We start from the raw sequence: 13,444 nt of genomic DNA, 5'->3' as shown, positions 1-13,444 counted from the left end.
ATCGCCGCGTTTTCTGACAAATCACTTTCACCGAACCGAACCTTATCCGCAAAAACCTGAAAAATAAACGTCCCGCATTGATAGTTTTTTAATTTTAATCAAACGCCCGATTCGTTTTTAATTTCAGCCTGTTTTGTCTCGGCTTTAATTGCGCGACATTGAATAAACCGCCAATTCATTAAAACACTTTATCGATCATTCGGCAGGCGGCTTTGCGCACTCGACTTGCCCTGCGTGGTTCGTCGTTGCTTCGATCGATGAAAAAATCGTGGCCGGTGGAAGATGTCCATGCAAGCCGCCGGACCGCACGCTTCCCCCAAGCCCTTTATTCTTCAAGCCGCCAATCCCGGCGACGAAGCAACCGTGAGATCCCGGTTGAACTGCGTCATGCAGTTCAGGTCGAGCGCGCGAATCTGCTCGGTCATGAAATCGACGAAGATGCGGATGCGCGTCGGCAGGTGTTGCCGGCTCAGATAGCAGATGTAGTGGCCGCGATCTTCCGGCACATGCTTCGCCAGCGCGACGACGAGCGCCTTCGATGCGAGATGGTCGCGGATCTGGTAGCCCGCCAACTGTGCGATGCCCGCTCCGTTCAGCACCGCGCGCAATACCAGGTCCGCGTCGTTGAACGTGAGGCGCGAGGTCGGCAGGTACTTCCGCGGACGGCCGTCGACATTGAACTCCCATTCGAACAGGCGTCCGCTCGCGAACCTGAAATTGATGCACGCGTGCCGGTCGAGATCTTCCAGGCTCTGCGGGAGCCCGTGCGTCGCCACGTACGACGGCGCCGCACAGAGTGCCATCTGCATCGGAATCAATTGGCGCGCGATGATGCTGGAATCCTCGATGCGCCCGTTGCGGAACGACACGTCGATCCGCTCGGACACCAGGTCGATCGGCCGGTCGTCGAGCAGCAGGTCGATGTCGATGTCCGGGTACGCGTCCGTGAATTTGGCCAGCAGCGGCGCCACGATCTTCCTGCCGAAGCCCACGGCCGAGCTGATGCGAATGAGGCCGCGCGGCGGCCCCTGCCGCAACTCGAGCATGTCGTTCATGGCTTCCACGATCTGCGCCACGCCCTGATGGCAGTTCTCGTAGAAGCGCCGGCCCTCGCACGTCAGTTCGGTCGTGCGCGTGGTTCGCTGGAACAACCGCGTGCTCAGTTGCGCCTCGAGCTTCTGGACGTTCCGGCTCACGGCCGGCCGCCCGACGCCGAGCCGTTCGGCGGCCTTGGTGAAGCTGCCCTCGCTCGCCACGGCAACGAATGCCAGGATGCCCGCATAGCTCGCGCCAAAGCTCGCCGACAGGGCATTGGCGCGACCGGCCAGGTCGCGCCGCACGCCGTACTCCGATGGTTCCGAATGATTCATTTTCCGCTGCCCCCATGCCAATCATCCCGATTGCCCGCGATCCGCGGGCGCCTGCGAACCGTCACATGTGCGAACGCGAATCAGCCTCGCGCCAGCCACGCGTCGAGGCCGATGCGGCCGAGTCGCGCCTTCCCGAGCGGCACCAGCGAGGTTTCCTCGACGCGGCCGCCGTAGTAGCGGGCTTCGCGGTCGGTCACCACCGCGCGCGGATCGCCGACCGATTTCAGGTAGCGCGCGACGATCTCCGCGAACGGCGCGCGATCCGGGCCCGCGATCTCGACCGTGCCGTTCTGCGGCCCGCCAAGCGCGATCTGCGCGACGAGCGCCGACACGTCTTCCGCGGCGATCGGCTGGAACAGGCCGTCGCCGATGCGGACCGTGCCGTCTTGCGTGCTGAAGTCCGCGATGCCGCCGATGAATTCCATGAATTGCGTCGCGCGCACGATCGTGTACGGCACGCCCGCCGCTTCGATCGCCTGCTCCTGCGCGACCTTGGCCAGGAAATAGCCGTTCTCCGGCATCCGGTCGCAGCCGACGATCGACAGCGCGACGTGATGGCGCACGCCCGCGGCCACTTCGGCCTTGCCGAGATTGCGTGCCGCCGTGCGGAAGAAGTCCAGTACCGCCTGCGGCTCCCACGACGGCGCATTCGCGACGTCCACCACGACATCCGCATCCGTCAATGCTTCGGCCAGGCCCTCTCCCGTGACGGTATTGACGCCGGTGCTCGGCGAGGCGGCCAGCGCCTGATGACCCGCTTCGGCGAGCAGCGTGACGACACGCGAGCCGATCAGGCCCGAACCACCGATGACAACGATTTTCATCGCACAATCTCCTGACGATTTAATTTGACGGCAATGCGACCGGGCGTGACGGGTGCCGGATCCGGAGGTGGCGGTCATGTCCGTCGCATCGCGTGACGCAATTGTGGAAGAATCATGTCCTATCCATCAGTGCCAAGAATCGGCGATCGGACTAGTCCAAGCTGGATCCGATCCTGTCCCTGCGTGCGTTACCCGAGAGGCCGTGATGTCTGAGCCCACTCTTCCGCTGACCATTGAAATCGACCGGCAGCACCAGTTGCCGCTCTATCTGCAGATTTGCGAGCGGTTCCGGGCCGCGATCGCCGCCGGCCACCTGCGCCCTGGCGACCGCGTACCCGCGCTGCGCGGCCTGGCGACGCAATTGAACACGGCGCGCGGCACCGTCGAACAGGCCTATACGATCCTGGTCGACGAGGGCTATCTGCAGATGCGCGGCGCGGCAGGCACGTTCGTCTCGCCGTCCTTGCCGATCTCGCTGACCCGCGCGTCGCCGCCGCGCACCGGTACCCCGCCGAACCGGCCCGGCGAACCGGCGGCCCCGCCGCGGGCGTCGACGCCGGCCCCTTCGCCCCCTTTGGCCCGGTCAGCCCCTTCGACCCCGCCCGCCGACCTCCAGCCGCCGCGGCGCCCGCAGCCGATCGCCGTCGCGCTGAGCGGCGAGCCGAGCCCGCTGCAACCCGGGCTCCCGGCGCTCGATGCGTTTCCGCGCAAGGTCTGGCACCGGCTCGTGTCGCTGCGCGCACGCAGCGGCGAACGCGCGCTGCTCGGCTATCCGAATCCCGCCGGCTACCGGCCGCTGCGCGAACACATCGCCACCTATCTGACGCTGTCGCGCGGCGTGACCTGCGTGCCGGACCAGGTCTTCGTCACCGGCGGCTACCGCGCCACGCTGGAACTGATGCTGCGCAGCCTCGCACGGGCGAACGACCGCGTGTGGTTCGAGGATCCCGGCTATCTGCTCGCCCGCGGCTTCCTGTCCGAGACCGGCGTGCAGCTCGTCCCCGTGCCGGTGGACGACGAAGGGATCGACGTCGCGCGCGGCATGCAACTGGACCCGCAGGCCCGCTTCGCGCTGGTGACGCCGTCGCATCAGAGCCCGCTCGGGCATACGCTGTCGCTGTCCCGCCGCATCGCGCTGCTGGACTGGGCCGCCAGGACGTCGGGGTGGATCGTCGAGGACGACTACGACAGCGAGTTTCGTTATCTCGGCCGCCCGCTGCCGGCGCTGAAGAGCCTTGACCGACGCGATCACGTGATCTATTGCAGCACCTTCAGCAAGGCGATGTATCCCGGCCTGCGGCTCGCCTACGCGGTCGTGCCCGAGCGCGCGGTGGAGCGGGTCGAGCGCGTGGCATGCAGCATGAATGCCGGTTCGCCGCCCCTGCTGCAGGCGGCCCTCGCCGACTTCATCGAGCAGGGGCACTTCGCGCGGCACCTGAAGCGGATGCGCGCGCTGTACGGCGAGCGCCGCATGCTGATCGTGCACGCGCTGCGGCAGGCGTTCGGCGAGCGGATGATCGTCGAATTGCCGGCGGGCGGCATCCAGTTCGCGGTGCAGTTCACCGACGGGCCCGACGGACCGGTCGACGACGTCGCCGTCGCTGCCCGCGCGCGCGTCGCCGGCCTGGCGGTCCTGCCGCTGTCGATCTGGTATACGAACAGCCACACGCGGCAAACGCCGCGCGGCCTCGTCATCGGGTTCGCGAACATCGTCGACGCGGACGAAGCGCAGCGTCACGCACGAACGCTGCGCGCCTGCCTGGACCGCTGACGCGCGGCGCGCAACGGCCTGGCGTCGCGTCACGATCCCGATTGGTGCCCGAAGGGAAACATTGAATCGCCCGGGACGGCCATACCGTGGCCGATCGTGCTCCTCTAGCATGGAGGCGTCTTTTCCCGGAGACCCGCCAGGGATCGCACCGCACCGGAAGATCGCCGCACAGGAGTCGTGCGATCGTTCGCGCCACGCGTGCCTGGCGCACGCTATCTGCCCGGGGCCGCGCCGCCCCGTTCGCCCCACGCTTCGACACACGACTGACCGGGAATCGAAGCGGCGCTGAACTCGAGCACGCATCATGGACGACAAGAAGCTCCAGGCCCCTCCGCTTTCCCTCCTCGACCGGTATCGAGGCCAGGCGTTTCAGCCGCTCTATACGACGAGCGTCACCGTGACCGGCGGCGAGACGGGACACGGCCGCGCGTCGGGCGTCGTTCGCTCCGACGACGGCAGCCTTGCCCTCGAGCTGCGCCTGCCCGCCGAACTCGGCGGCCCGGGCGGCGGCACCAATCCCGAACAGCTGCTCGCCGCCGGCTACGCCGCGTGCTTTCACGGCGCCCTGAACCTGCTCGAGCAACGCGCGGGCGCGGCGCCAACTGAGACCGTCGTGGAGGTCCGGGTTGCGTTCGGCCGTGATCCGATGGACGGCGGTCATGCGTTGATCTTCGAGGTTCGCGTCCGGATGCCCGGCGTCGAGCGCAGCGTCGCCGAAGAGCGGGTGCGCGCCGCGGAGCGCCTGTGCCCGTACGCCAAGATGGCCAGGCAAGGCGCCGTCAATCTCGTGACCGTCGTCGACTGACCCGACGTGCGTCGTGCGGCGGCGGCGACCTTCGCCGCCGTCGCCTCGTGCGTGGCCGCCCCGCTGCGCGTTTCGCGACACGCCTAGTCCTCGATGAGGCCAAAGACATGCATCTCGGAAAATCCTACAAGCTTGCGGAATTCCTGATCTGGACGCGCTGGAAAGTTTACGAGCTCCTCGCTTTCGGGACCTTCCCGGTCGTCCTGTACACGTTCTTTTCGGTCAGATGGCTGTCGCTCCCGCTGACGATCGTGGCGCTGCTCGGCACCGCGACGTCGTTCATCGTCGGCTTCAAGAATGTCCAGACGTACAACCGCGCCGCAGACGCGCTGGACATCTGGATCGGCATCCTGAGCAAAAGCCGTCGCTGGGGGCAGGTCGTGCAGGACTTCGTCGGCGACGAAGAGATCGCGCGAACCCTCGTCCATCGCCACCTTGCGTGGCTCACCGCGCTGCGCTACGACTTGCGCCGCCCGCGCGTCTGGGAAAGCACGAACAAGCGCTACAACGCGGAGTACCGCCGGTTCTATCGCGTGCCGGAGTGGGAACAGGACATCCGGGAACTGCTCCCGGCGTACCTGTCACCGTCCGAAGCGGCACAGGCGTGCGCGTCCGCTTCCATCGCGACGTTCGTGCTGAGCCTGCAACGCCGCACGCTCGCGATGCTGCACACGGCCGGCCGCCTCGATACGAGCTTCTACATGGACCTGCACAAGACGATCGGGGATTTCACCGACCTCCAGTCGCGCGCGGAGCGTTTCAAGAATTTCCCGTATCCGCGCCAGTACGCGACCGTCAGCTCGCTGTTCGTCCGCTTCTTCTGCCTGTCTTTGCCGTTCGGTTTGCTGAACGAGTTCAACCGGCTGAACGACGGCGTGAGCGGTTTCATGCACGGCTACATGGTCTGGCTGGTGGTGCCGTGCAGTGTCGCGGTGTCGTGGATGTACACCTCGCTCGACCAGGTCGGCGAGAGCACCGAGAACCCGTTCGAAGGCGGCGCGAACGACGTGCCCATTTCGACGCTGTGCGGCACGATCGAGCGCGATCTCAGGGCGATGCTCGGGGAACACGCAGGCGCGCCGTGCGGCGACACGATCATCGCGCTGTAGCGAACCGTGCGCGTTCCCGCTGCGGTTGAGATCGACCGCGCCCCCGACATGGATTGGTGCCGAAGCGGCAACAGAATGCGCACCTGCCGGGCACTACTGGCCCGCGGGGCCCGCGATTACGATGCTGTCAGGCAGGCCGTGCGTGGGGCGCCACATGCAGGGCCGGCAGTCGCGATTCCACATTTCAGGAGAACCGATCATGACGCAACGTATCAACTACTTCCAGCAATCGCCGGAGCTGACCAAGAAGCTCGTCGAACTCGACGGGCTGTTTCAGAAGACGACGATCGAGACGCCGATCCGCGAGCTCGTCGAGATTCGCGCGTCGCAGCTCAACGGCTGCGCGTTCTGCGTCGACATGCACACCAAGATGGCAAAGATCCACGGCGAGCGCGAACTGCGCCTGCATCACGTCGCGATCTGGCGCGAGTCGACGCTGTTCTCGCCGCGCGAGCGCGCCGCGCTCGCCTGGACCGAAGCGCTGACGCAGATCCCGTCGCACGGCGTGCCCGACGAGCTCTACGAACGCGTGCGGGGCCACTATTCCGAGAAGGAACTGTCGGATCTCACCTTCCTCGTGGGCGCCATCAACTGCTGGAACCGGCTGAACGTCGCCTTCCGCGTCGTGCCCGGCTCGTTCGACAAGATGTTCGGGCTCGACAAGGCCAACCTGGAGTAACGACATGAAACGCCTCATGCTCGCGCTTGCACCGCTCGCGCTGTCGCTCCTGGCCCCCGTTCAGCCGGCCGCCGCCGCCCCGCACGCCACGGTGACGCAACTGACCACGGAACCGTTGCCCGAGTATCCGGGCAAGGAAGTGGAAATGATCGTCGTGGACTATCCGCCCGGGGCCGTCGATCCCGTGCATCGCCACGATGCTCACGCCTTCGTCTACGTGCTCGACGGCAGCATCGTGATGGGCCTGAACGGCGGGAAAACGGTCACGCTCCATGCCGGCGACACGTACCATGAAGGACCGGACGACGTGCACACGGTCGGACGAAACGCCAGCAGCACGAAGCCGGCGAAATTCGTCGTGATGCTGCTCAAGAACAAGGGCGCGCCGGTTCTCACCCCGGTGAAGTAAAGCGATCGCCGCCTGGGCCCGGCAACGCCGGGCCGGGCGCGCGAGGCAATCCCGCGGGCTACAACATCGCCTGGCTGACGAGCGCGTACTGTCCGAAGGCCGGATCGGCCGGCCTTTCGTGCGCTGCGGCCGGCGCGTTGCGCACCATCTTCGAACACGTATCGACCCGCGCCAGACCTTGTTCGGCCAGCCAGTCCGGCAGACTGGTCCCGTCCGGTACGTCGATGCGGACGAACTCACCTTCCCGTTGCGTCAGCCAATGGCTGACGAGCGCCTTCGCATACGCATCGTCGCTTGCGCGCGGTGCGGCCACCGGGCCGATCACGTCGCCGCGCCCGAAGCGCCGCAGCACCGAAAACCCGACCACCTCGCCATCGCGTTCGAGCACGACGCTTTCACCGCGCTGGAACAGCGCGGCCATCAACGCATCGCGTTGGAGGCCGGACGCGCGCGCGTCCAGCTCGACGAGGCGCGGCCAGTCGGCCGGTGTTCCGGCGCGCAGCCGCACGCCTTCTGGCAGAACCACGTCGGCCGGCCGCACCACGTTCCCCTGATACTGGCCCAGCGAGCCGCACACGTTGAAACCCAGCTTCTCGTACAGCGGCCGACCGGCCGGCGTCGCATGCAGGAACGTGACGCGCGGCCCCAATTCGTCGATGAGCAGCTCCATCAGCTTGCGGCCGATGCCTCGCCCCTGATGCGCGTCGGACACGATGACATGCCCGATCGCGGCGCGATCGGCACCGTACTTCCAGCACATCGCCGTGCCGATCACCACGCCGTTTTCCTCGGCCGCGAACGCGGTCGACGTCTCCGCGGAAAACTGCCAGTCTTCCGCCCTGAACGGCCAGCGAAGCGCGACGGTAAGCGCATGGGCCGCGGGGACGTCCGCGGCGGTGAAGCGCCGGTAGCGAACCGCCGGCATCGTGTCGGAATCCTTCATATCGTTTTCCTGTTTCATCAAGCAATTCTTATAAAAGTGTCGTCGCGCGCCACGGCCCGACTTCAATGCCGGCGTCGCGCATCATCGCGATCGCGTGAAGTAATGCTGTGCCAACGCGACCCAATAGCGGACGCCGGCCGGAATGATCTCGTCGTTGAAGTCGTATTTCGGGTGGTGCAGCGCCGGTGCGCTCGCGCCGTCCTGCGCGTTGCCGATCAGCACGTAAGCGCCCGGCCGCTCCTCCAGCATGAAACCGAAGTCCTCGGACGTCATGTTCGGCGGCACGTCGCGGTCGACGCGCGCGTCGCCGAACGTGTCGCGAATCACCGCTTCGCACAGCGCCGTCTCGGCCGGCGTGTTGACCGTCGCCGGGTAATACTGGAAAAACTCCACGTCGACCTGCGCGCCATAGGCACTCGCCAGCGCCTCGCACGCGAGCCGCACGTCGCGCTGCAGCTTCTGCTGCAACGCCGACGACAACGTGCGGATCGTGCCGCGCAGCTCGGCAGTGTCCGGAATCACGTTGTCCGTGGTGCCCGCATGGAACATGCAGACGGAGATGACTGCGGGATCCACCGGATCCTTGTGCCGCGCGGCGATGGTCTGACATTGCAGCACCATGGAGCATGCGAGCGGCACGGGATCGATGCCCAGGTGCGGCTGCGCCGCGTGCGCGCCCTTGCCCGTCACCGTGATTCTGAAGCGCGAGCCGGCCGCCATGATCGGCCCGGTGCGCAACCCGAAATGCCCGGCCGGCAGCCCGGGCCAGTTGTGCATACCGAATACCGCTTCCGTCGGGTATTGCTCGAACAGCCCGTCGTCGATCATCCTGCGCGCGCCCGCGCCGCCCTCTTCGCCCGGCTGAAACACGAAATGGACGCTGCCGGGCAACTGCGGCAGTTCCTTCAGCACGCGTGCGGCGCCGAGCAACATCACGGTATGGCCGTCATGGCCGCACGCGTGCATGATCCCGTGCGTGCACGACGCATGCGCGAAGTCGTTGGCTTCGTGGATCGGCAACGCGTCCAGATCGGCGCGCAGCACGATCCCGCGTGCAGGATCCGCGCCGGGCAGGCTCGCGACGACGCCCGTGCCGCCCAGCCCGCGTGATACCTCATAGCCGAGCGCTTCGAGCTCGCTCGCGACGACATCGGCCGTCCGGTGTTCTTCGAATCGCAATTCGGGATGCGCATGCAGATCGCGGCGCAGCTTCGCCCAGTGCGCGTGATGCGCTTCCAGCAACGGGTCGGGAATGACGGGGTTATCCAATTCCAATTTCGGCACCTTCGAAAAGTAGCGGGCTTCCAACTGTACCGCCGGCGCGATCGCGCGCGGCGGCCGGGTCAGTCGTAAAAGCCGACGATCGACTTGATCTCCATATACTCCTCCATCCCTTCGATTCCGTACTCGCGGCCGTTGCCCGACTGCTTGTACCCGCCGAACGGCGCCTGAGGGTCCCATGCCGGGTAGTTCAGATGCACCTGCCCCGCCCGGATGCGGGCAGCCACCGCGCGTACGTGTTCCTTGTCGGTGCCCTGCACGTGCGCGCCGAGCCCGTAGACCGTGTCGTTCGCGATCGCGATCGCTTCTTCCACGGTGTCGTAAGGCAGGATCGCGAGTACCGGGCCGAAGATCTCCTGCTGCGCGATCGTCATGTCGGTGCGCACGTCGGAGAAAATCGTCGGCTGCGCGTAAAAGCCGCGCTCGAGCCCCGCAGGCCGGCCGGGGCCGCCGGCGATCAGCTTCGCGCGTTCGTCGATGCCCGCGTCGATCATCTGCGCGACCCGCCCGAACTGCGCACGGTTGGCCAGCGGCCCGTGCGTCGTGGCCTCGGCGAACGGATCCCCGACGACCAGCGTGCGCGCCGCCGCGACGGCCAGTTCCTCGACCGCGCCGAGCGCGGCGCGCGGCACGATCATGCGAGTTGGCGCACTGCACGACTGCCCCATGTTGCGGAACGCGGCGGCCACGCCCGGCGCGATCGCACGCGACAGGTCCGCATCCGGCAACACGATATTCGGCGATTTGCCGCCCAGCTCCTGCGCGACCCGCTTGACGGTCGTCGCCGCCGCCTGCGCGACCAGCACGCCGGCACGCGTCGATCCGGTGATCGACACCATGTCGACCTCCGGGTGCGACGACAGCGCGGCGCCGACCGTGTCGCCGCTGCCGCTCACGAGATTGAATACGCCGGCAGGCACGCCCGCATCTGCGATCACTTCCGCGAACAGCAACGCGCTGAGCGGCGACAGCTCGCTCGGCTTCAGCACCACCGTGCAGCCTGCCGCGAGCGCCGGCCCGACCTTCGCGGTGATCTGGTAGATCGGCCAGTTCCACGGCGTGATCAGCGCGCATACGCCGATCGGCTCGCGCACGACCGCGGTCGTGCCGCGTTGCCTGACGAACGCGTAGTTCGCCAGGTTGTCGCGTGCGACGCGGATATGTTCGGCGGCGAGCGGCACGTGCGCGCCGCGGGCGTAGCCGATCGGCGCGCCCATTTCCAGCGCGAGCGCCGTGGCGAACAGTTCGGCACGCTCCAGCATCAGCGCATGCACACGGTCGAGCAACGCGGCGCGTTCCCGCGGTGACGTCGCGGACCAGCGCTCGAACGCGCGGCGCGCAGCCTGCACCGCGCGGTCGGCGTCGCGTGCGCTGCCGAGCGGGATCTCGCCCAGCGTGTCTTCGGTGGACGGGCTGACGACCGCGAACCGGTCACTGCCATCGGGCACGACCCAGTCGCCGTCGATGAAGAAGCGATCGAGCCTGCCGGCTTGCATCAGGTGAACAACAGGGGAATTCATTGGAGAGTGTCCTTGAGTCGATACCAGGCGCCGACGAACGGCAGGAACCACGGTTTGCCGAAATGCCCCGGAATCGCGGGCCAGTCGAAACCTTGCCACGGGTTGAGGTCGGCGCGTCCGTCCATGATCTCGGCCATCAACGTGCCCATCAGCGTGGCCATGTGGGTGCCGTGGCCGCTATAGCCCATCGAGTAGTAAACGCCGTCCCGCTCGCCCGCGCGCGGCAGCCGGTTGGCCGTCATGTCGACCATCCCGCCCCAGCAATAGTCGATGCGCACGCGGGCCAGCTCGGGAAACACGGCGGCGAGTTGATGCCGCAGGATCGCCCCGCTCTTTTCGTCCGAGCGCGGGTTCGACGTGGCGAACCGCGCGCGCCCGCCGAACAGCAGACGGCCGTCGGGCGTCGTACGGAAGAAGTTGACGAAGTTCTTCGTGTCGGTGGCCATCCGGCGCGTCGGCAGCAAGCGGTCGAGCCACTCGCGCGGCAACGGCTCGGTGACGATGATGAAGGCGCCCACCGGCACGACCCTGCGGCGAATCCAGCCGAACGGCCCGACGTGCGAAATGCCGCTTGCGAGCAGCACCTGACGCGCACGGATCTCGCCGCGCGGTGTTTGCACCGCATACGCGCCGCCCGCTTGCCGCTTCAGGCCCAGCACCGGCGCCTGCTCGACGATGTGCGCGCCGCGCGCCTGGGCGGCGCGCGCGAGGCCGCGCACATAACGGCCGACATGCATGCCCGCACTCTTGCCGAACAGCAGCCCGCCGTGATAACGATCCGAGCCGATCTCGTCGCGCAGCTCGGCCTTCGTCACGAGGCGCGTGTCGGGGTCCACGCTCGCCGCGAGCAATGCGTGGCTGCGCGCGAGCTTGTCGTAATGCTCGGGCTTCGCCGCGAGCTTCAGCTTGCCGGTGCGGGCGAAATTGCAATCGATCGACTCTTCGTTGACGAGCCGCTCGACCGTGTCGACGCCCGCGTCGAACGCCAGATAGAGCCGGTTCGCCAGTTCCGTGCCGATGCGCTGCGACAACGACGCGTAATCCTGCGCGAAGCCGTTGTTGCACATGCCGCCGTTGCGACCCGATGCCGCCTGCCCGACGGTGCCCGCCTCGCAGACGATCACGCGCGCGCCCTTCTTGGCCAGCGCCAGCGCGGCGGCCGATCCCGTGATCCCGCCGCCGACCACCACGACGTCGCAACCGCCGTCGGGAAACTCGGGCGAGTGGCTCACGAATGGCTCCGACGTATCGAGCCAGTACGAACTGAAACGCATCAGGCACTCCCAAGCTGTCGCACCGCACTGCCGGGCCGGCGAACGCTCACCGCACCGCTCCGGCCGCTCGCGGGCGGTCCGGCTCGATGCGCGTCGGAAACAGGCGGCCTCTCATCCACGTGACGGCGTTGCATCAGAAATCCGCGACCTTGCCCCACGCGGACTCGCTGAACCGGCCGGGCCGGTACGGCGCCGGGTCCACGAACGGTTGCGCACCGGACGCCAGATCGGCGATCAGGTGCCCGGCGCCCGGCCCGATCCCGAAGCCGTGCCCGGAAAAACCCGCCGCGAGGATCAGCCCCGGCACGCCCGGCACTTCGCCGATGCCCGGCACGCCGTCAGGCGTGCTGTCGACGAACCCGGCCCACGCGTGCGTGATCTTCGCTTCGCGCAGCTCGGGCAACAGTTCGGCCGCGCGGCGGTACGTTTCAGTGACGGTCGGCATGTCGGGCTTCGGATCCAGAATGCGCACGGCCTCCATCGGCGTCGGCGCGTCGAGGCGCCAGCGCTTCAGCGTTTCATGGCCGCCGCGCACGCCTTCGAAGCCGCCCGGCAGCAGGTTGCGCCAGCGCTTCGCGAACATCGGCACGAATTGCGGCGCGAAGCGCAGGAACTGCGGCGTCAGGTCCACCCGCGCGCGACCGCTGATCGCCAATGCGTAGCGTCCATCGCTGCGGCGCGTGACGGACACGCCGGACGTGTACATCGCATCGGGCAGCGGCGTGTCGACGGGCGACACGCTCAGGATCGACTGACGGATCGACGCCTGCGGAAACCGGATGCCGAGCTGACGGCAGAACGACGACGCCCAGGCGCCGCCGGCCATCACGACCGTGCGGGTCTTGATGACGCCGGCCTCGGTGACGACACCGGCAACCCGGCCGCCCTCGAGTTCGATGCCGCGCGCCGCGCAGTGCTGATGGACGCTGCCGCCCAGCTTCATCAGCGCGGCGGCCACGGCCGGCGCGGCCTTGCCCGGATCGGCCGTGCCGTCGGTCGGCGAGAACACGCCGCCCTTCCACTGCCGCCCGGTTGCCCGTCCGCGCTCGGCGGCCTGCTTGCTGTCGAGCATGTAGGTGGTCACGCCGGCGGTCTTCGCGAATTCGCCCCAGCTCGCCCAGCGGGACAGCTCGGCCTCGTCATTGCTGAGATACAGCAGCCCGCAGCGATGAAAGCCGGTGTCTTCGCCGGATTCGGCCGCGAAGCGTTCCCACAGGTCGATGCTCTTGCTCGCCATCGGCAACTCGCGCGCATCGCGGTTCTGCTGGCGGCACCAGCCCCAGTTGCGGCTCGACTGTTCGGCGCCGATGCGCCCCTTCTCGACGAGCGCGACCGAGATGCCGCGGCGGGCCAGGTAGTAGGCAGTGAACACGCCGATGATGCCGCCGCCGATCACGACGACATCGGCCGCGGCCGGCGGCGTGGACAAGGTTTCGATATGGCGCAGCGGAGGGGACAT

The 13,444-nt window shown here is 67.5% G+C and carries 12 protein-coding genes; 5 read left to right on the top strand and 7 right to left on the bottom strand.

Going from position 1 to position 13,444, the window contains the following annotated elements:
- Positions 1-332: 332 nt before the first annotated feature.
- On the bottom strand, positions 333-1,370 hold the full coding sequence (locus tag CFB45_RS33275) for a LysR family transcriptional regulator (protein WP_089429387.1): 1,038 nt from the start codon (positions 1,368-1,370) through the stop codon (positions 333-335).
- Positions 1,371-1,450: 80 nt separating this feature from the next.
- Positions 1,451-2,194, bottom strand: coding sequence for an SDR family oxidoreductase (locus CFB45_RS33270; protein WP_089429386.1), 744 nt, complete (start codon positions 2,192-2,194; stop codon positions 1,451-1,453).
- Between the two features lie 205 nt (positions 2,195-2,399).
- Here CFB45_RS33270 and pdxR point away from each other — a divergent pair, with 205 nt between their 5' ends.
- The 5 genes from pdxR to CFB45_RS33245 all read left to right on the top strand — a co-directional run bounded on the left by pdxR (position 2,400) and on the right by CFB45_RS33245 (position 6,967).
- Positions 2,400-3,965 carry a MocR-like pyridoxine biosynthesis transcription factor PdxR gene (gene pdxR, locus CFB45_RS33265; RefSeq protein ID WP_089429385.1) on the top strand — a complete coding sequence of 522 codons (1,566 nt, stop codon included), beginning with the start codon at positions 2,400-2,402 and terminating at the stop codon, positions 3,963-3,965.
- Between the two features lie 304 nt (positions 3,966-4,269).
- On the top strand, positions 4,270-4,770 hold the full coding sequence (locus CFB45_RS33260; protein ID WP_089429384.1) for an Ohr family peroxiredoxin: 501 nt from the start codon (positions 4,270-4,272) through the stop codon (positions 4,768-4,770).
- Positions 4,771-4,877: 107 nt separating this feature from the next.
- Positions 4,878-5,879: a bestrophin family protein gene (locus CFB45_RS33255; protein ID WP_089429383.1), complete on the top strand. Its 1,002-nt coding sequence runs from the start codon at positions 4,878-4,880 to the stop codon at positions 5,877-5,879.
- Between the two features lie 199 nt (positions 5,880-6,078).
- Positions 6,079-6,558: a carboxymuconolactone decarboxylase family protein gene (locus CFB45_RS33250; RefSeq protein WP_046546535.1), complete on the top strand. Its 480-nt coding sequence runs from the start codon at positions 6,079-6,081 to the stop codon at positions 6,556-6,558.
- 4 nt (positions 6,559-6,562) lie between these two features.
- A complete protein-coding gene (locus CFB45_RS33245; protein WP_089429382.1) occupies positions 6,563-6,967 on the top strand; it encodes a cupin domain-containing protein in 405 nt (134 codons plus the stop codon).
- Positions 6,968-7,025: 58 nt separating this feature from the next.
- On the opposite strand, the gene CFB45_RS33240 is transcribed toward CFB45_RS33245, so the two are convergent.
- The 5 genes from CFB45_RS33240 to CFB45_RS33220 all read right to left on the bottom strand — a co-directional run bounded on the left by CFB45_RS33240 (position 7,026) and on the right by CFB45_RS33220 (position 13,444).
- Entirely contained in the window at positions 7,026-7,910 is an 885-nt protein-coding gene (locus CFB45_RS33240) for a GNAT family N-acetyltransferase (protein WP_256978462.1), read from the bottom strand.
- Positions 7,911-7,991: 81 nt separating this feature from the next.
- Positions 7,992-9,179: a M20 aminoacylase family protein gene (locus tag CFB45_RS33235; protein ID WP_089430091.1), complete on the bottom strand. Its 1,188-nt coding sequence runs from the start codon at positions 9,177-9,179 to the stop codon at positions 7,992-7,994.
- Positions 9,180-9,253: 74 nt separating this feature from the next.
- Entirely contained in the window at positions 9,254-10,711 is a 1,458-nt protein-coding gene (locus CFB45_RS33230) for an aldehyde dehydrogenase family protein (protein WP_089429380.1), read from the bottom strand.
- Positions 10,708-11,985: an NAD(P)/FAD-dependent oxidoreductase gene (locus CFB45_RS33225; protein ID WP_089429379.1), complete on the bottom strand. Its 1,278-nt coding sequence runs from the start codon at positions 11,983-11,985 to the stop codon at positions 10,708-10,710. The genes CFB45_RS33230 and CFB45_RS33225 overlap by 4 nt, the downstream gene beginning before the upstream one ends.
- A gap of 133 nt (positions 11,986-12,118) precedes the next feature.
- Positions 12,119-13,444, bottom strand: a complete 1,326-nt coding sequence (locus CFB45_RS33220) for an NAD(P)/FAD-dependent oxidoreductase (RefSeq protein WP_089429378.1) — start codon at positions 13,442-13,444, stop codon at positions 12,119-12,121.

Source organism: Burkholderia sp. HI2500 (genome assembly GCF_002223055.1).
Classification (GTDB): Bacteria; Pseudomonadota; Gammaproteobacteria; order Burkholderiales; family Burkholderiaceae; genus Burkholderia.
Note: the sequence above shows the minus strand (reverse complement) of the source record. Positions and strands in the feature narration are given on the sequence as shown.

Excerpts from the sequence above, each read along its gene's own strand:
- pdxR (WP_089429385.1), top strand. The coding sequence starts at position 2,400 with ATGTCTGAGCCCACTCTTCCGCTGACCATTGAAATCGACCGGCAGCAC.
- CFB45_RS33270 (WP_089429386.1), bottom strand. The coding sequence starts at position 2,194 with ATGAAAATCGTTGTCATCGGTGGTTCGGGCCTGATCGGCTCGCGTGTC.
- CFB45_RS33250 (WP_046546535.1), top strand. The coding sequence starts at position 6,079 with ATGACGCAACGTATCAACTACTTCCAGCAATCGCCGGAGCTGACCAAG.
- CFB45_RS33230 (WP_089429380.1), bottom strand. The coding sequence starts at position 10,711 with ATGAATTCCCCTGTTGTTCACCTGATGCAAGCCGGCAGGCTCGATCGC.
- CFB45_RS33245 (WP_089429382.1), top strand. The coding sequence starts at position 6,563 with ATGAAACGCCTCATGCTCGCGCTTGCACCGCTCGCGCTGTCGCTCCTG.
- CFB45_RS33225 (WP_089429379.1), bottom strand. The coding sequence starts at position 11,985 with ATGCGTTTCAGTTCGTACTGGCTCGATACGTCGGAGCCATTCGTGAGC.
- CFB45_RS33240 (WP_256978462.1), bottom strand. The coding sequence starts at position 7,910 with ATGAAGGATTCCGACACGATGCCGGCGGTTCGCTACCGGCGCTTCACC.
- CFB45_RS33220 (WP_089429378.1), bottom strand. The coding sequence starts at position 13,444 with ATGTCCCCTCCGCTGCGCCATATCGAAACCTTGTCCACGCCGCCGGCC.
- CFB45_RS33255 (WP_089429383.1), top strand. The coding sequence starts at position 4,878 with ATGCATCTCGGAAAATCCTACAAGCTTGCGGAATTCCTGATCTGGACG.
- CFB45_RS33260 (WP_089429384.1), top strand. The coding sequence starts at position 4,270 with ATGGACGACAAGAAGCTCCAGGCCCCTCCGCTTTCCCTCCTCGACCGG.
- CFB45_RS33275 (WP_089429387.1), bottom strand. The coding sequence starts at position 1,370 with ATGAATCATTCGGAACCATCGGAGTACGGCGTGCGGCGCGACCTGGCC.